Genomic DNA, 17,588 nt, shown 5'->3' on the forward strand with positions numbered 1-17,588 from the left:
ATGCGTGATTTGATGGCGGAACTCAAGGAGCTGCGCCTGCACGGCATGGCCACGGCCTGGGCGGAGTTAACTGCACAGGGTGAGTCGAACACAGCCTCGTCCAAGTGGCTGCTCGAACACCTGCTGGAACAAGAGCACACAGATCGCGCCATGCGCTCGGTGAGCCACCAGATGAACATGGCCAAGCTGCCGATGCACCGCGATCTGGCCGGCTTCGACTTCAGCGCCTCCAGCGCCGACGCTCGCTTGATCAGCGAGCTGGCCAACCTGAGCTTTACCGACACCGCGCAGAACGTGGTGCTGATCGGTGGGCCAGGCACCGGTAAAACCCACCTAGCCACCGCGCTGGCCGTGTCCGGCATCACCCGGCATGGCAAGCGCGTGCGCTTCTACTCCACGGTCGATCTGGTCAATCTGCTGGAGCGCGAAAAACACGACGGCAAAGCCGGGCGGATCGCCCAGACACTGCTGCGCATGGATCTGGTCATCCTCGACGAACTGGGTTATCTGCCGTTCAGCCAGACTGGCGGTGCGTTGCTGTTTCACCTGCTGTCCAAGCTGTACGAACACACCAGCGTGGTGATCACCACCAACCTGAGCTTCGCCGAATGGTCGAGCGTGTTCGGCGACGCCAAGATGACCACCGCCCTGCTGGATCGGCTGACCCACCACTGCCACATCGTCGAAACCGGTAACGAGTCCTATCGCCTGCAACACAGTAGCTTGGCGGCCCAGGCCAAGATCAAATCACGGGAGCGAAAGCGTAAGGGCGGCCAGGAACCGGAGGACGATGAGCCGTTCTGATTTCATGGCGACGACGGCCTGCTGCATGGCTGCATGTGGCAGGTCTTCAACAGCTGAACTGGGCTAGCGAAGGAGTGGGGGCAACAGCAGCTGCGCTGGTAGACTTATCCACAGTTGCTGGTAACAAAATCAGCAATCCGCCCTGGGTCAAATTTCAATCGGCAGGGTGGGTCAATTTTCCATCAGCGCCAACACGTTTGGCCGCTCGGCGCGGAACTGGCGATTGACCTTGTCCAGCGGGCACGGGGTGGCCTTGTCGCTGATCGTAGTCTTGACCGGTTTGCCGCGTACGACACCTTGTAGACCCAGTCGCCGCATCAGTCGCTCCACCGTGCAGCGGGCCACAACTACGCCTTCGCGCTTGAGTTGCCGCCAGACCTTGCGCACGCCGTAGACCTGGAAGTTCTCCTCCCAGACCCGCTGGATATGCCCGCTCAGTGCCTCGTCACGCCGTGTTCGCGGAGAACGCCGCTCGGGAGCGGCCTGGCAATGTGCATGGGCGTAGTAGGTCGATGGAGCGATCGGCAGTACCCGGCAGATCGGCTCGACTCCATAAACCGCACGATGCTCATCGACGAACGCCTTCATGGCTTGAAGCGGCGGTCGAGCTCCGCCTGGGCAAAATACGCGGACGCCTTGCGCAGGATCTCGTTGGCCTGGCGCAACTCACGCACCTCACGTTCCAGCGCCTTGATCCGCTCGCGTTCGCTGCTGGTCTGGCCTTCACGTTTGCCAGTATCGCGCTCGGCCTGGCGTACCCAACGGCGCAGTGTTTCGGCGGTACAACCGATCTTGGCAGAAATCGAGCAAATCGCTGCCCATTCCGACTCGTGGTTGCCTTGATGCTCCAATACCAGTCGAACCGCTCGCTCGCGGACTTCCGGGGAGTACTTCGTCGTCGTCTTCATGGCTCCATCCTCTCAAGAGTTGGAGCCTCCGGGAAAGCCGGGGCGGTTCAGCTCTCTCCAGTTTGGTGGCAGCGGGTTGTTCACTGCCATTTGCGGGGTGAACTGCAGATATTACCGTGCAAAGGCCTATTGTGACGTAGGCAGAAAGCGACACGGGCGGCGCTTACCAGGCGCTGCGACCATCCTTCTGTGTTGCATTCCGCGTCCCGCTGTCATGCCTATGTCATACCGACGATCTACCATCCTTTCATGATCGATCTGTAGATCAAAGTAACTTATTGATTGCATAGTCGAATCAAACATGCCGGAAGGAGCCGCAGTTTGCCCTCCCGATTATTCGTTGGAAGACCTCGGAGCATCACCATGTTTGCAGAGCAGCAACGCGAATATCTCGACAAGGGATATACGAAGATTGAAAGCTTTTTCTCCGCGGAGGAAGTAGCGAAGATTCTTGAAGACGTCAAGCAAATTGAATTGGGAGCTATTGGCGTAGCTTCGGACAATGAGACTTACCAGTTCGAAAAGAAGAATGGCGAGACGACGAAGCTACTGCGTCGCGTCGAGAATCCTCACCTTTATTTCGATGCAATAGATTCTTTGGTCAGGTCGGAAAAAGTCGTCGATTTGCTTCGGCATTTCCTGGGCGAAAACATCCGTTTGCACAATAGCAAAATCAACTTCAAGCCGCCATCAGGCGCGCCAGTCCAGTGGCATCAGGACTGGGCATTCTATCCCCACACAAACGATGATTTTCTTACTCTCGGAATTTTCCTCGACGAGACAAGTGAGAAGAATGGCGCGATGGCATGCTTGCCAGGCTCCCACAAAGGAAAAGTGTACGACCACCGGAACGTCGAGACGGGCAAGTTTTGCCACGCGATCTCTCGCTCCAACTGGGACGAAGCGCTCGACCCGACAGAAGGGGAGTTACTAACGGGACCCGTAGGAACTGTCACGTTGCATCACGTCCGGACCCTTCATGGTTCAGGCCCAAACCACTCAACGATCAGGCGGCGTTTTCTGCTCATCGGCTATGCCGCGGCTGATGCTTGGCCACTTCTGGGCTGTGGCAACTATGGGGATTATGAAAGCCTCATGGTCTCTGGCCGATCCACCGTATTCCCGCGCATGGTGGAACTCCCTTTGACTATCCCGTATCCGTTGTCGATGTACGGTGATCGCATCTTTGAAAGTCAACGAGCTTTGACTCAAAAGTACTACTGAAGTCTTTAACTCACTGAGGTCATAATGCAAGTTTTTACTCTGTTTTCGAAATTCAAGAAGGCGTTAACGCGCGCCATTCTTGCCTTTATCGCCACAATCATAGTGTGCACACCCGCGCAGGCAGCTGAGGTTGTCAATGGGAAACTTCACCTGCGTTTTGCAATTGCGCCGGTGCGTCCAACGCCTAGCCAGACCATCAAAGAGTTTGAGCCGATATTCAAGTATCTCGCCGACCAGCTCGGCGCGACCTATGAAATCGTCTCCCCGGAAAGCTGGGCGGCAATATCTGTGGCAATGACAAATGGCCATGTCGATGTGGGCTGGCTCGGACCCTGGGGCTATGTCTTGTCGAATAAAAAGGCCGGCACCGAAGTGCTTGCAACGGTCAAGTACCGCGGGGAGCCGTTCTACAAAGCCCTCATTGTCGGTCGCGCCGATCTGCCGATCAAAAAATGGCCCGAGGACGCGAAGGGTTTGAAGCTGTCACTCAGTGATCAGGGCAACACTTCTGGCTGGCTCATCCCGATGGCGTACTTCAAGAGCATCGGCATCGACCCTGCGAGCTATTTTGAATATCGTGAAGGTGCCACGTTTGGCCAGAACGAATCACAGATTCAGCACGGACTGATCGACCTCGGATCCGATATGGATCGGGGCCGGAACGGGATGATCGAAGCGGGTCAAATCGATCCTTCGAAGTCCAAGATCGTGTGGGAATCCAGCAAGCTGCCGAACGACGCGATATCCGTGCCGAAGGATTTTGATCCTGCTCTGAAAGCGCGCATCACGGAAATACTGACGTCCTTGTCCGAAGAGAAAGCACAGTCGCTGATGGGCTCGGGCTATAACGGCTTCGTGAAGGCAAAGCACAGCGATTACAAGGTAATCGAAGACGCCGGCCGCATCCTGGGAAAACTGTAAAGCACGAGGGGTCCGTTCTTGGATGAGGGCAGCGGACGACAAGGTGGACTGACGCACGCCAGCTCCTTGTCTCCGCTGCACGAACATACGGGCGCGCATCGCAATACCACAGAGGATGAACCAATGAATCAGCGAATCGAAGAAGTCATGCTGGCTAATGTCAAGAGGGACGTAGCCAGGAGAAAGCGGCATTTTGCAACGTCGGTCGTAGTACTCAGTTTGCTGGCAGTGGCCTGGTACGTGTGTCAGATAGAATTCCAGAAGCTAGGCGCCGGTTTACCGAGACTATGGTCATTCGTCGTGCAGATGTTTCCACCCGACCTGAGCGACCTGGACGTCATTCTAAAAGGGGCTGGCGAGACGCTCGCCATGGCGACGATTGGCACGATATTCGCCACAATCATTGCATTTCCGCTGGCACTCATGGCTGCGCGTAATACCTGTCCGAACAAGTGGACCTATCGGGTATCCCGCGCCATCCTGAACGCCAGCCGCGGCACGGAGACATTTGTCTATGCACTTGTATTTGTAGCAGCAGTGGGCTTCGGTCCGTTCTCCGGCGTACTGGCCATTACTTTCCACATGGTAGGGGCAATCGGCAAAATGTTTGCTGAAGCCATCGAGCCCGTTGACCAAGGGCCGTTGGATGCGCTCGCCTTGACCGGTGCCAGCAGGGCAAAGATTATCCGCTACGGTCTGATCCCGGATGTTATGCCGCACCTGATCGCGAGCGTTCTATACATTTGGGAATTCAGTGTCAGAACGTCCACAGTACTGGGCATCGTAGGCGCAGGTGGAATTGGGCAGACCCTGAAAGATACTGTGGACTTGTTGGAATTCAACAAGATGATTACGGTACTGGCGGTTGTATTGCTGATGGTGTCGGCAATCGATTTCATCAGTGACCGGCTCAGGTACTTGATATTGGACACAAAACGCGAGGGATTCGAAACTCTCCCTGCGAATAACTGATTGCTTCACGTATTACTGGAAGGGCGGTTCGCAATGAAAGATGTAGCGTTGCAGTTAAAGAATGTCGGTAAGTCATACGGCAATAAAGTTGTCCTGGAATCGATTGACTTCGAAGTACGTCACGGCTCAATGGTTGCCTTGCTCGGCACAAGCGGGGCAGGGAAGTCGACGCTTTTCCGATGTCTCACTGGCCTTGAGCCGATTGACTCCGGTTCTATCGTGGCGCTCGGAGAATCCATACATGAACTGTCTCCGGCGCGTCTGCGGGCAGTACGTGGCCAGATCGGGTTCGTGTTCCAACAACTGCACCTGGTGAAAAGGTTCTCAGCACTCGAGAATGTATTGGGTGCGCGTCTGGCAGAGATGCCCATTTGGCGCGTCACATTGAAAAGCTTCAGCCGGGCTGACAAAGTGCTCGCGTTCGAATGTCTGGACCGGGTCGGCATGCTCGATTATGCAAACACGCCTACGCAACTGCTGTCAGGCGGTCAGCAACAGCGTATTGCGATAGCGCGAGCCTTGGCGCAGAAGCCCAAGATTATTATTGCGGACGAACCCGTCTCCAGCCTCGATCCGCTGACGGCGCGCTCGGTTCTGCAAACGCTGAAAGCCGCGGCTACAGATCTTAATGTCGCGGTCCTGTGCAGCTTGCACCAGGTAGACCTGGCACTTGAAGTGTCTGATCGAGTCGTGGGATTGCGGGATGGGCGAATCAGTTTGAATATGGCTAACCAACCGAATGATCAAGGCATGATGCAAAAGATACGATCCATTTATTAACCCGGCAATCAAATACACCAAATCATGCCGCGTAGGCGATACGTGGATGCCGGAAATAAGAACGGATTCTTTGAGGGCGTAATTGCAATCGTCTCATGACCGAGCGAACACGCCCTTCCAGTTCGTCCTGATTACGCGCTGGCAAGCCCGTACGGACCTGATGTTTCAAATCACAATTCAAATACTCGTCAGGATTCAACTCCGGGGCGTAGGCCGGCAAGAAGAACAGTTCGATTTGCTCTTTGCGGTCGGCGACCCAGGCGCTCACCTTTTTGCTGTGGTGTACGCGCAGGTTGTCGAGAATCAAGAACACTTTGCGGCCCTGCGCATCGCGAATCAGGCGACTCAGGAAGCGAATCAGCACTGGGGCTGTCAGCGTTTCCCGATACAGCATGAAGCGCAGTTTGCCCCGATTGGTCACAGTGGAAATCATGTTGGTGGAAAAGCGACTGCCGCTGACCTGGCGCACTGGCGTTTCGCCAATAGGGGCGTAGCTGCGGCCAGCCTGGCTGTCACTGCGCATACCGGTTTCGTCGCCCCACTGAATCTCACCATTCTCGGCCTTGGCCCGCTGTGCGATGCGTGGATATTCATTATCCAGCCAGCGCTGAACCACTTCAGGTTTCTGCTGATAAGCCCGATGCAGTGGTCGCTGCGGGGTGTAGCCCCAACGCTTGAGGTATTCACCAACCGTTCGAACCGGCATGAGAAAACCACAGCGCTGGCGGATCAGTTCTCGCACGGCATCACGCGTCCAGAGTGCAAAGCCGAGCTTGAGTTGGTCGGGCATCTTATCGGTCATCAAGGTGCGCACCAGCACTTCCTGGCTGGGGCTCAAACTGCGGCGATCACCCTGGCGCACACCGCGCTGGCCGCCGGCAATGGCAGCCTTTTCGCCTTTGTGTTCTGCGACCTGCGCCCAGTGAGCGATGGTGCGGGGGTGAACACCAACCGCTTCGCCAATAGCCTTGTAGGTGTAACCCTGCTCACGCATGCGCAGGGCCGTGGCGCGCTTTTCACGCTGTTCTTGGGGGCTGAGTTTGCGGGCATCTGTTTTCATGGAGACAGATTATCCGATATGCCCTATTTATTTGCCAGGTTAATATCAGCAGCGTGCCGTACACAGCGACAGAGACGAGCCGTTGCAGCGGCATGTCGCGTAGTTCGTTCCTCAGAGGTCCCATGAAACCAAGAATCGTAACAACGCATCGAATCCACCCCGACACGCTGGCCCTCCTTGAGACCGCCGCTGAAGTAATTTCCAATCAGTCCGATTCAACCATGTCGCGGGAAGAGGTACTGTTGCGCACCAATGATGCGGACGCGATGATGGTGTTTATGCCGGATAGCATAGATGCGGATTTCCTATCCGCGTGCCCCAATCTGAAGGTCATCGGCGCCGCGCTTAAAGGATATGACAACTTTGATGTCGAGGCATGTACCCGCCATGGGATTTGGTTTACGATTGTTCCTGATTTGCTTACGATTCCCACAGCTGAACTAACGATTGGCCTGTTGCTGAGCATCACACGGAATATGCTGCAAGGTGATAATTACATTCGATCACGCCAGTTCAATGGTTGGACCCCGCGGTTTTATGGCACAGGTTTGACGGGTAAAACCGCCGGCATCATTGGGATGGGAGCGGTCGGGCGGGCGGTCGCAAAGCGGCTGGCCGCCTTCGATATGCAAATTCAGTACACGGATCCGCAGCCTTTGCCGCAAGAGTCGGAAAGGGCGTGGAATGCAAGCAGAACATCGCTGGACCAGCTATTGGCGACAAGCGATTTCATCATTCCCATGCTGCCGATGTCGTCAGATACCCACCACACCATAAATGCTCGGGCATTAGACCGCATGAAGCCCGGTGCGTACCTCGTCAATGCCTGTCGCGGCTCCATCGTAGATGAGCGGGCCGTGGTGCATGCGCTTCGGACGGGGCATCTGGGCGGTTACGCCGCAGACGTCTTCGAGATGGAGGAATGGGCGCGTCCCGACAGGCCGCATTCTATTCCTGACGAATTGCTTGATCCTGCTTTACCCACATTCTTTACGCCTCACCTGGGTTCGGCGGTCAAATCGGTACGGATGGAAATCGAGCGTGAAGCCGCCCTCAGTATCCTCGAAGCGTTGCAAGGGCGCATTCCACGCGGAGCGGTCAACCATGTTGGAGCGGGGAGATGACTGAGTGATCAATCTCGATCACGTTGAGAGTTTTCTGGCCGTAGTCGCAGCCGGAGGCTTCCGCGACGCCGCAAAACAACTCGACATTTCGCAGTCGACGGTGACGCAGCATATCAAGCAGCTTGAAGAGTCGCTTAAGACGGAAGTAATCGTGCGAAGCAATGCCGGTTGCAGTTTGACAGCCGAGGGTGAAACTTTTTTGCCGTATGCGCAACAGCTTGTCAACCTGGCGTGTAAAGCCGGAACTCTATTTGAAAAGAAAGATGAAATCACGATTGGGGCGAGTTCTAACACGGGCATATACTTGCTTCAGCCATATATAAAAAAGTTTAAAGAGCGAACGCCATTTTCGGTCAAGGTGGTCATCGATAGAAACGAGGCGATAGCGCGGACCATAGAGAATTACGACGTGGACATCGCTGTCGTCGAAAGATGGGACGAGCGCCCGGGATTCGCTGCCAAGCTGTGGCGACGAGAAGAGCTGGTACTCATCGTACCGCTGGGGCATCCGTGGGCGGGCATGCGGAGTGTTGGGCCGAACCAGCTTGAAAACCAAGTCTTGATCGGAGGCGAGGCGGGCTCGGGCACCGGACGGGTCCTTCGGCGGTATCTTGGTACACGGGCAAATACGCTGGGGGTTTCCTTGCAACTGGGCAGTACCGCCGCTGTAAAAAGCGCTGTGCAGGCAGGACTGGGGATATCAGTCGTGATGAAAGCGTCCGTCGCGAACGAGTCCCGACTTGTCTTGTTTTCAACGGTTCCCTTTGAGGGCGATCCGCCCCGGAAGGAGATCTACATCGTGTTTCGGAATGGCATGCTGAAGCATCCGTCCATCGCTGCTTTCGTCGACATACTTTTGAGCCGTCCGCACTGAATTGGCTTGTGGAGCTCGGCTTGTAACGCCGCCGCCGACCCTGGGCGCCGAAGTTCGGGCTGTCGCGTCGCCACGCCGATTCTTGCCACGGCAGCTTCGGCTACGGCGGAGTGATAGATATGGGCTAGGACAACAAACAAAAAAGCCAGTCAAACGACTGGCTCTTGAAATTTTGAGGACAAAACCTTTGAAGTCTAGCTTCTCATCCCGATAAAGCATCATGTCGCCGATCGGGATCTAAAGCATAAGTCTTCCGGATGGCAGCTTTATGCTTAACGGCACAGTTGCGGAGGTACAGATTAGACGGTATTGAGCTGGTATTGTGCACGGCCCATAGGCCGACGCCCGCATCGCCCCATACAAGCTTATTAATAACTCGTAATCTCGCAGTAAGGTCAACTACAACTTGGCAGCCTTTTGGACAGCTCCGAGTTTAGTTTGATCTCGGTGAACTCTTGGCAGCGGTTGGCTCAGCAACCGGGCATCCAGGCCCCGGTTGCTAGCGTTGTAGGCCCACACAACAAACTGCTCCAACAATCTTTCGTTCTCGACCTTAAGCCGGGTGTTTGCGGCCTCAATACGCTCAAGACGCTCTAAAAGCGCCTGTGCTTCCGTAGCTCCCAGGCCAAAGACTCCTTTGCGCCTAGCATGTGGGAGCCCGGCCACGCGGTCCTTTGTTAGCTGGAAGGCTTGTTTGATTCGGACGCGTTGATTTAGAGCCTGTCTTGTGTACCGGGCGCTAAGTCGCTGCTCGACGACATCGATGAGTAATTCCCAAGTAAGCTTCCCATCCCAGCCATCCAGAATGCTAACTATGGCTTCTATATCTTCGCCTCCCAAGTTACGTGCTCGAGCTTTCGGTCGGTTCTTAGCCACCATTTTCCTCCATCGCGAGCATCAGGCGGCGCATGGTTTCAGTCGATATACTCGCATCAGCAGACGGCTCCGGCCGGTGCGTTAAAGCGGCCCGAGCTACTTTGGCTTGCTCGATTCTTGACGGGACAGGAAGGTTTGACAGTTGGATGACCGCACCATGAGGAATACTGGTGTCATCAAGAAGGGCACACAATTGAGCCAGCCTTTTTACCGTCAGCTCGTGATGGTCCACCCAGCGACTAGCTCCAAAGTAACCGTCAGCATGAGCCTGCTTGGCTGCCTCTAGATTCTCTCTAGCAGTCACCAGCTCATCCCGAATCCTGGCTGACCGAACCTCATCGCCTTTTACGCAGACCTGCTCAGAACAATTGAGGCAGTCAGCATGTAGCTGGCAGGGAGCCATCGTGTAATCATGGATACACACACCGAATTCGGTAGTATGAGCAGTCGGAACTTTAAGGCGAGCGAATTCATCTCGGTGAATTACGATGCGCTTGGGAAGATTGGCCAACGGGCCAAACATCTGGCTGTCATCCCCTAATGCACCACGAATCTTTAATACTAGCTCATCAGCGGACACATGGTCATACGTCGCATTTTGGCGAATGTCCTTCCGTCCGGACCATTTGGCAACATCGAGCTGGCTCAACCCCCCCGCTTGTGCCAGTGTATTTAGATAGTGCCGGAACTGGTGTGTCGTAACCTTGATCGGGCTACCTGTTGGCGCTGATGGAAAATTGACCCACCCTGCCGATTGAAATTTGACCCAGGGCGGATTGCTGATTTTGTTACCAGCAACTGTGGATAAGTCTACCAGCGCAGCTGCTGTTGCCCCCACTCCTTCGCTAGCCCAGTTCAGTTGTTTAAGACCTGCCACACGCAGCCATGTAGCAGGCCGTCGTCGCCATGAAATCAGAACGGCTCATCGTCCTCCGGTTCTTGGCCGCCCTTACGCTTTCGCTCCCGTGATTTGATCTTGGCCTGGGCCGCCAAGCTACTGTGTTGCAGGCGATAGGACTCGTTACCGGTTTCGACGATGTGGCAGTGGTGGGTCAGCCGATCCAGCAGGGCGGTGGTCATCTTGGCGTCGCCGAACACGCTCGACCATTCGGCGAAGCTCAGGTTGGTGGTGATCACCACGCTGGTGTGTTCGTACAGCTTGGACAGCAGGTGAAACAGCAACGCACCGCCAGCCTGGCTGAACGGCAGATAACCCAGTTCGTCGAGGATGACCAGATCCATGCGCAGCAGTGCCTGGGCGATCCGCCCGGCTTTGCCGTCGTGTTTTTCGCGCTCCAGCAGATTGACCAGATCGACCGTGGAGTAGAAGCGCACGCGCTTACTGAGCAACGTCGCACACACGGAGTTTGGTTAAGTCGCAGGCTCGAAGCTTGCTGTCGATGGCCAGATCGAAGAGAGCCAGATCCCGGGATCTTTCTGCAATTTGAAGCCTTACTCGGATGGCCCAGATATCTCTCAGTCGGAGTGGGGTTTTCTGCCCGACCAACTTACCTTTGTTCCAGGGCTGACGGCTACAGGTAGCAATGATGTTTCATGGCAAGTCCTCCACATGTGGGAGGGCAAGCATGGCTAGCCAGAGCAGTGGTCGCTAACCGGCCAGAAGCGGCCACCCAAGGACGAAAACCCTTGCGCCAAAGGCGGACAGTCATGTTGTCTACGAAACTACGGGCGACTCACACAGCACGTCCGCGAACCTCAGGGGATGGGAATTGGTGTCAGATGAACATAACTCGACTGATCGTCCGCGTTTAACAATTTTTCTGCTTTGATCAGCTTACCGGAAGTGCCATGTCCGCTGCCGGTTCGTTAGAAATTTTTATCTGACCCCAGTCGAGCCACTGATTGAGCAGCGCAATCAGCGCCGCCTCCAGGGCAATGCTGATGCCGATACCGGAGAGCTGGATGCCCAGTTCACTGCGCTGACCGTGTCGCATCAGCGAGTTGAGAATCAGGGCACTTCCCAGCAACACGCCTGCAGCGCTGGAAAGACCGACCACATAACGGATATGCCCCGGATCCAGAAATGGGTGGTCGTCGCCATCAGGATCGTGCTGGCGACCACAAGCACGATACCCCAACGATATAACAGGTCCTTGAGTCGCAGAGCACTGATGAACGACGCCAGCAAGGCGCCGCTCAGATAGCCAACGTAATTAATTGCTGCCAGCCAACCCGCCTCGGCCACATTCAGTCCGGCCTAGGCCTGCACCTACGGCAGCATCGGTGTGTAGGCAAATCGCGCCACACCAAGATTCAGCATGAGGCTGAAAATTCCGGCGCTGAGCACCTGCAGGCGTTGGGCAGCAAGTGTCATGGCATGAGTATGCAAGCCTGCGAACTGTGGCGCGAACAACCGTTCGCGCCGGCTACTACTCAAGCGGTCTATCCCAGGCGAAGCGATAAATCGGATCCGTCATCACGGCATGGTGGCACTCGCCATTATCCGCGGCTGCCTGGACCAGATACCAGTCCTCTTCGTCGCCATCGCTGACGTGCTCGGCCTTGTCTTCCAGAAAGCACCTGGAAAGATCATAGGGTCTGATCATGGCATAGTCGTCCGGATGCCCCCGCAGCCATTCCACAGCCCGCTCCGCCTGATTGGCGCCGGCCATGCCGAAATGGACCAGCGGCTGACGAGCATAGAGCCAGTGGCCCTCGCGCCAGTTGGTCAGAACCAGATCGGCATCGCCGGTTCTTTCCGCCACATCAGCCATCAGCTCCTGGCGTTTGTTGCCGCCCACCACCACCGGTTCGACGAACCCGCGGGCAAACCAGGCACAGAACCAGAAAAGGGCAAGGCCGACAAAAATCCTCCGTCTGCGTGGATGCCCTACGAACCAGTGACGCAGCAGCCAGGGCAGAAGGGGCGCCATGGCCAGCACCAGACCGGGTACCGCAGGATAGATATAGAGTTTGCGCTTACCCGAACTCAGGCTGAAGAAGATCAGAACCAGTACCACCCAGCCGATCAGCACCAGATAACGGCCGTCCCGCTTGTTCAGCTCGCGGCGCCAGGCGGGAACCAGCCAGGGCAGCAGTAGCACCAGGGGCAACCAGTTCTTGGGAATGACCTCCGCGAAGAAATACCAGAACGGCTCACGGTGGTGCCAGGCATCGACGTAACGCTCGGCGGTCTGCGTCAGAAGAATTTCATAAAGATAATCGTGTTCGGCTGCGTCACCAAAAAATACCACCTTGATGGCCAGCGGCACCAGCCAGGTGGCAATGACCGCGAGTGTTATCAACAACCCCAGCGCCCACGCCCGCCCTCGTCCGGGCATGACCGCGACGCCCTGCCAGCCCCGACGAGCGGCGTAGGCGTAGGGGATGAGCATAAGGGCAGGCAGAAAACCCACGCCCTTGCTTATAATGCCGAAACCCATCGCCGCACAGGACAGATAGAACCAGCCCCATGCCGGCCCCAGCAACAGATGCCGCACCATGCCGTAGAAGCCAATGACAATCCACAGCAAAAGGAAACCGTCGATCTGCCCCGCCCGCTGAACGCTGTAGGTCTGATATGTGGCAAGAAACAACAGGGCCGCAATGATGCCGATGCGCCGATTCCACATGCGTGAGCCCAGATCGTACAGACAGGCCGTCGCGACCACACACGCCAGCAGCGCCGGCAGGAACAGCGCTATGATTGGCGGTATGCCGATCTCGATCAGAGAGGCAATGGCCCACATGAACAGCGGCGGCTTGTCGGGATAGATTTGCCCGGCGCGATGGGGAATCAACCAGTCATTGCCCTGGATCATCTCCAGCGCTACACCGAGAAAACGCTCTTCATCGACATTCGATGGCTCCCGCAAGCCAAGGCCGGCACTGACCATGACCGCAGCAAACACCACCAGCAATAGCAGGGTGGCGCGCCGCAGGCGGCTCAGACGCCATAACCATCTTTTTTCCAGAAGGCCAGAGAGATTGTTCACTGTCAGATCTCCAGTTCGCGGGGGCGTGCGCTCAGACGCGTGCGCCGGATCAACCACCACACGCCGAACAGATCGAGGATTCCTACCAGGGCCCGGTCAAGATTGCCGTATTTGGATACGCCGGCACCACGCTCACGGTGGTTGACCGGATGCACCAGCATACCGCCCTGGTGGCGCTGGATCAGCGCCGGGATAAAGCGGTGCATATGATCAAAGTAGGGTAGGCGAAGAAAAGCGTCACGCTCCACCAGCTTGAGGCCGCAGCCGGTATCCGGCGTATTGTCCTTGAGCAGACGACCGCGCAGCCGGTTGGCAAACAGCGAGGCCCAGCGCTTGCTGGCCGTGTCACGCCGATTGACTCGGTGACCGGCAATCAGCTTGATATTCGCGGCGGGCTCCGCGGCGCGGACAATGGCCAGCATGCCGGGAATATCCGCCGGGTCGTTCTGACCATCGCCATCCAGGGTAGCCAGCCAGTTGCCCCTTGCCGCCAGAGCGGCGTGGTATAGGGAGGTACTCTGGCCCATGGAGTGGTCATGGCTGAGCAAGCGCAGCTGATGGTAACCGCCGCGCTTGAGCTCAAGCAGACGGGCCGCCGTATCATCGGTGCTGCCATCATCCACAACAATGACTTCGAAGTGCTCGTCACCAAGTGCAGTGCGCACTTCCTCAAGCAGGGCGGGCAGGTTGCCGGCTTCATTCTTGGCCGGGATCAGGACAGAAAGATCGGGCTGGGTCAACATGCGGTTTCCTTGGAGGCATGTTCATTGGCGGCACCGCAGGTGCCGGGCGAAAGTATCGGGTGCGTCATCGGGGCGGGCTTTGGGCAGGCGCTCATTACGGCTCACTCTCGCCCAGGGCTATATCGACCTCCTCGTCAATGCTCAGGCCTCGGCGGTAGCGATGATACAGATAGGCGCCGAGCATGCCGGAGGCCACAAACAACACCGCGGCACTGGCGATCCGCACCACGGGAGCAACATTGATGCCGCTGCCAACCAGCGCAAACACAAGTGTCTGTGGCAGATAGCCGATGAAACTGGCAGCCAGAAAAGGCAGCAGAAGGACGCTCGATGCACCCGCCGCAAGATTGGTCAGTATATTGCTGCCCACCGGCAACAGGCGAATCAACAGCGTCATCGAGAAAGGATGCTCGTGGACAAAGTGGTCGAGTCGCGCCGCGCGACGGCCAAGACGGCGACGCAGCATATTGCGACCGAACAGGCGCGCATACAAAAACGCGATCAGACAACCGAGCAGCGCAGCCAGGGCGCCCAGCAGGGTCCCGGGGAGCAGGCCGAAGGCATAGCCGGCAAGAAAGGCAATGATCTGCCGCGGCAGGCCAATGGCGGTGAACAGCCCGCCCATACCCAGAAAGAGCGCCGCACCGGCGATTCCCTGGCCGCGGATATGCGCGTCGATCCAGGCCTCGTTGATGGCCGTTCCCAGGTCGGTGGAGTCAAACAGATACCCGACCAGGGCCAGGCTCAGAATCAGCATCAGACCCTTTAGGGCAACACGCAGCCTCAGCATCGTGCTTGCGCCCGGTGCAGGGTGCCTGGCTGACGCAATGCGCCGGACAGCCCAGGATATATCCTAAACGCCATAGAAACCCCGGTACCAGCTGACAAAACTGGCAACCCCCTGTGCAAGCGTGGTGGCTGGACGAAAGCCGGTCCTCTGTGCCAGCGCCTCCACATCGGCCCAGGTGCGCGGCACATCCCCCGGCTGCATCGGCTTCATCTGCTTGATGGCCTGCATACCGGTAGCGGCTTCGATGCAGCCGACAAAATCGAGCAGATTGACCGGTGCACCCAGACCGATATTGAACAACCTGGCCGGCGCATCCAGACGAGCCGATTCTGGCTCGTCGGCATACGGCGGCGGACAATCCTGTATGCGTATTACCCCTTCGACCACATCATCTATATAGGTAAAGTCCCGCGACATGTTCCCGCCGTTGTAGACGTCTATCGGCCGACCTTCGAGGATCGCCTTGGTGAACTTGAAAGGGGCCATGTCAGGCCGGCCCCAGGGGCCATATACCGTGAAGAAACGCAGGCCGGTGGTGGGAATCCTGTAGAGGTGGGCATAGCTGTGGGCCATGACCTCGTTGGCGCGCTTGCTGGCAGCGTAAAGCGAAACCGGCTGATCCACGGCATCCCCCACAGCAAAGGGCACCTTGGCATTCATGCCATATACCGAACTGCTGGAGGCGTAGACCAGATGGCCGACCGCCTCCTGACGACAGCCTTCAAGCACATTGAGAAAACCAACCAGGTTGGCATCGGCGTAGGCGTAGGGATTATCCAACGAATAGCGCACACCGGCCTGAGCCGCCAGGTGGATAACGCGCTCGAAGCGATGGCTGCGAAACAGCGTCTGCATACCCTCGCGATCGGCTATATCCAGGGCAACAAACGCAAAGCCCGGCATGTCCCGTAACCGCTGCAGGCGTGCCTGCTTGAGTTCGACACTGTAATAATCATTCAGGTTGTCGATGCCGACTACGTCATGGCCCGCCTGACACAGACGCACAGCGCAGTGGTAGCCGATAAACCCGGCTGCTCCGGTAACCAGGAACTTCAAACCTTGCCCCCGGAGCCCGAGGCACGACCGATCGAATAATAACCCAGCCCCTCGCCAACCACCTGGACCGGATCCAGCAGGTTGCGTCCATCGAATATCACCCGGTCTGCCAGCGCCTGGCGCAGAAGACTGAAATCGACAATGCGAAAATTCAGCCATTCTGTGACGATCACCAGAGCATGGGCGCCCTCCAGCGCGGCTTCCTTGGAGTCGGCAAACGTCAGATGCTGAGCATCAGCATAAATGCGCCTAGCCTCGTCCATCGCCTCAGGGTCGTAGGCACATACGCGGGTGCCCGCCGCCAGCAGTGCTTCCAGGACCACCCGGCTGGGTGCCTCGCGCATATCATCGGTGTTTGGCTTGAATGCCAGCCCCCATAATGCAAAGGTCTTGCCGGCGAGATGTCCCTGGTAATGGCGCTGAATATTCTCGAACAACTTGTGTTTCTGACGGCGGTTGACGTCTTCGACGGCTTCAAGCAGCTGTGCCGAATAGCCTACCTGGCCAGCACTGTGCAGCAGCGCCTGGATATCCTTGGGAAAGCATGACCCACCGTAGCCGCAGCCCGGATAGATGAAGTCATAGCCGATACGCGAGTCCGAGCCTATCCCTTTGCGTACCATTTCGATATCGGCACCCAGGCGCTCTGACAGATTGGCTATCTCGTTGATAAAGGAAATCTTCGCTGCGAGCATGCTGTTGGCCGCGTACTTGGTCAGCTCGGCACTGCGGCTGTCCATAAAGATCAGCTTCTCGTGGTGACGCCCAAAGGGCTTGTAGAGTGCGCGGATCAGCTCGACATCGCACTCGCCATCGCTGCCGATGATTATCCGTTCGGGCCGCATGCAGTCCTCTACCGCCGATCCTTCCTTGAGAAACTCGGGATTGGAAATGACCTGCACGGCAAAATCGCAGCCGCGCTGCACCAGCGCCTCGAGAATACGATCCCGGATACGTTGTGCCGTTCCCACAGGCGAGGTGGATTTGTTTATCACCAGTTTCTGCTCATGGGCCCGGGCGGCAATGCTGTCGGCCACGGAGAACACGAAGCGCATATCGGCACTGCCGTCCTCACTGGCAGGCGTGCCAACGGCGATAAAGATGATCCTGGCAAAATCAACGCCCTGCTGCGCGTTGGTAGTGAAGCTCAGCCGGCCTGCGGCCAGATTCTTTTGCAGCAGTGCTTCCAGACCGTTCTCGAAGATCGGAGACACTCCCCGCTCAAGCTGCGCTATTCGGCTCGCATCGGTATCGATACAGCACACCCTATGCCCCACTTCTGCCAGACAGGCCGCCTGGGTCAGCCCCACATAGCCCGTACCGAAAATGCTTATTTTCATCTATTACCCGTCTACGCATTGCAAACTTTGACCGCCTAGAATGGGGCCCAGAGCAGCTCGCCACCCCGATGGCAGTACGAATGTATGATGGCAAAAAGCATTAGTAAACCAGACATTGCTCTGAGATGCCTTTTTTGTCTAATGCGGGTGACACGCGACT

Annotated in this window: 16 protein-coding genes, 3 pseudogenes and 1 other annotated feature; of the genes and pseudogenes, 7 read left to right on the plus strand and 12 right to left on the minus strand. The window is 57.0% G+C overall.

The window, feature by feature from the left end:
- Nucleotides 1-804, plus strand: a complete 804-nt coding sequence (istB, locus tag HG264_RS00005) for an IS21-like element ISPst3 family helper ATPase IstB (protein ID WP_169405752.1) — start codon at nt 1-3, stop codon at nt 802-804.
- A gap of 189 nt (nt 805-993) precedes the next feature.
- Here istB (HG264_RS00005) and HG264_RS00010 read toward each other — a convergent pair.
- Nucleotides 994-1,712, minus strand: a pseudogene (locus HG264_RS00010) (IS3 family transposase); the annotation flags it as partial.
- Nucleotides 1,318-1,434: a sequence feature (AL1L pseudoknot), on the minus strand. Its footprint overlaps the pseudogene before it by 117 nt.
- A gap of 363 nt (nt 1,713-2,075) precedes the next feature.
- On the opposite strand from HG264_RS00010, the gene HG264_RS00015 reads away from it, so the two are divergent.
- The 4 genes from HG264_RS00015 (at nt 2,076) to phnC (ending at nt 5,609) form a co-directional block, all read left to right on the plus strand.
- Entirely contained in the window at nt 2,076-2,936 is an 861-nt protein-coding gene (locus tag HG264_RS00015; protein WP_045952932.1) for a phytanoyl-CoA dioxygenase family protein, read from the plus strand.
- Nucleotides 2,937-2,960: 24 nt separating this feature from the next.
- Complete coding sequence (locus HG264_RS00020; RefSeq protein WP_105028679.1) at nt 2,961-3,857, plus strand: phosphate/phosphite/phosphonate ABC transporter substrate-binding protein; 897 nt, start codon at nt 2,961-2,963, stop codon at nt 3,855-3,857.
- A gap of 123 nt (nt 3,858-3,980) precedes the next feature.
- The gene (gene phnE, locus HG264_RS00025) at nt 3,981-4,829 is read left to right on the plus strand and encodes a phosphonate ABC transporter, permease protein PhnE (protein WP_003118416.1); all 849 of its coding nucleotides are present in this window, start codon (nt 3,981-3,983) and stop codon (nt 4,827-4,829) included.
- 33 nt (nt 4,830-4,862) lie between these two features.
- Nucleotides 4,863-5,609, plus strand: a complete 747-nt coding sequence (gene phnC, locus HG264_RS00030; protein WP_169405753.1) for a phosphonate ABC transporter ATP-binding protein — start codon at nt 4,863-4,865, stop codon at nt 5,607-5,609.
- A gap of 22 nt (nt 5,610-5,631) precedes the next feature.
- On the opposite strand, the gene HG264_RS00035 is transcribed toward phnC, so the two are convergent.
- The gene (locus tag HG264_RS00035) at nt 5,632-6,669 is read right to left on the minus strand and encodes an IS630 family transposase (protein ID WP_169405754.1); all 1,038 of its coding nucleotides are present in this window, start codon (nt 6,667-6,669) and stop codon (nt 5,632-5,634) included.
- A gap of 122 nt (nt 6,670-6,791) precedes the next feature.
- On the opposite strand from HG264_RS00035, the gene HG264_RS00040 reads away from it, so the two are divergent.
- Nucleotides 6,792-7,793: a phosphonate dehydrogenase gene (locus HG264_RS00040; RefSeq protein ID WP_045952931.1), complete on the plus strand. Its 1,002-nt coding sequence runs from the start codon at nt 6,792-6,794 to the stop codon at nt 7,791-7,793.
- 4 nt (nt 7,794-7,797) lie between these two features.
- Entirely contained in the window at nt 7,798-8,667 is an 870-nt protein-coding gene (locus HG264_RS00045; protein ID WP_045952930.1) for a LysR family transcriptional regulator, read from the plus strand.
- 868 nt (nt 8,668-9,535) lie between these two features.
- On the opposite strand, the gene HG264_RS00050 is transcribed toward HG264_RS00045, so the two are convergent.
- The 10 genes and pseudogenes from HG264_RS00050 to HG264_RS00090 all read right to left on the minus strand — a co-directional run bounded on the left by HG264_RS00050 (nt 9,536) and on the right by HG264_RS00090 (nt 17,428).
- A complete protein-coding gene (locus HG264_RS00050) occupies nt 9,536-10,420 on the minus strand; it encodes a hypothetical protein (RefSeq protein ID WP_218573020.1) in 885 nt (294 codons plus the stop codon).
- Nucleotides 10,421-10,455: 35 nt separating this feature from the next.
- Nucleotides 10,456-10,890 (minus strand): annotated as a pseudogene (istB, locus tag HG264_RS00055) (IS21-like element ISPst3 family helper ATPase IstB); the annotation flags it as partial.
- Nucleotides 10,889-11,092, minus strand: a pseudogene (locus tag HG264_RS00060) (integrase); the annotation flags it as partial. The pseudogenes istB (HG264_RS00055) and HG264_RS00060, both read right to left, overlap by 2 nt.
- Before the next feature lie 241 nt (nt 11,093-11,333).
- Nucleotides 11,334-11,534, minus strand: coding sequence for a hypothetical protein (locus HG264_RS18465; protein WP_218573021.1), 201 nt, complete (start codon nt 11,532-11,534; stop codon nt 11,334-11,336).
- The gene (locus tag HG264_RS18730) at nt 11,513-11,749 is read right to left on the minus strand and encodes a YbfB/YjiJ family MFS transporter (RefSeq protein WP_218573022.1); all 237 of its coding nucleotides are present in this window, start codon (nt 11,747-11,749) and stop codon (nt 11,513-11,515) included. The genes HG264_RS18465 and HG264_RS18730 overlap by 22 nt, the downstream gene beginning before the upstream one ends.
- A 184-nt stretch (nt 11,750-11,933) precedes the next feature.
- Nucleotides 11,934-13,400, minus strand: coding sequence for a glycosyltransferase family 39 protein (locus HG264_RS00070; protein WP_169408952.1), 1,467 nt, complete (start codon nt 13,398-13,400; stop codon nt 11,934-11,936).
- 101 nt (nt 13,401-13,501) lie between these two features.
- Nucleotides 13,502-14,242 carry a glycosyltransferase family 2 protein gene (locus tag HG264_RS00075; protein ID WP_169405755.1) on the minus strand — a complete coding sequence of 247 codons (741 nt, stop codon included), beginning with the start codon at nt 14,240-14,242 and terminating at the stop codon, nt 13,502-13,504.
- A 94-nt stretch (nt 14,243-14,336) separates the two neighbouring features.
- Nucleotides 14,337-14,999: a TVP38/TMEM64 family protein gene (locus tag HG264_RS00080; protein ID WP_256663724.1), complete on the minus strand. Its 663-nt coding sequence runs from the start codon at nt 14,997-14,999 to the stop codon at nt 14,337-14,339.
- A 96-nt stretch (nt 15,000-15,095) separates the two neighbouring features.
- On the minus strand, nt 15,096-16,088 hold the full coding sequence (locus HG264_RS00085) for an NAD-dependent epimerase (protein WP_169405756.1): 993 nt from the start codon (nt 16,086-16,088) through the stop codon (nt 15,096-15,098).
- Nucleotides 16,085-17,428, minus strand: a complete 1,344-nt coding sequence (locus HG264_RS00090) for a UDP-glucose/GDP-mannose dehydrogenase family protein (protein ID WP_169405757.1) — start codon at nt 17,426-17,428, stop codon at nt 16,085-16,087. Before HG264_RS00090 ends, HG264_RS00085 begins: the two co-directional genes overlap by 4 nt.
- Between the last annotated feature and the right edge of the window lie 160 nt (nt 17,429-17,588).

Source organism: Pseudomonas sp. gcc21 (assembly GCF_012844345.1).
Classification (GTDB): Bacteria; Pseudomonadota; Gammaproteobacteria; order Pseudomonadales; family Pseudomonadaceae; genus Halopseudomonas.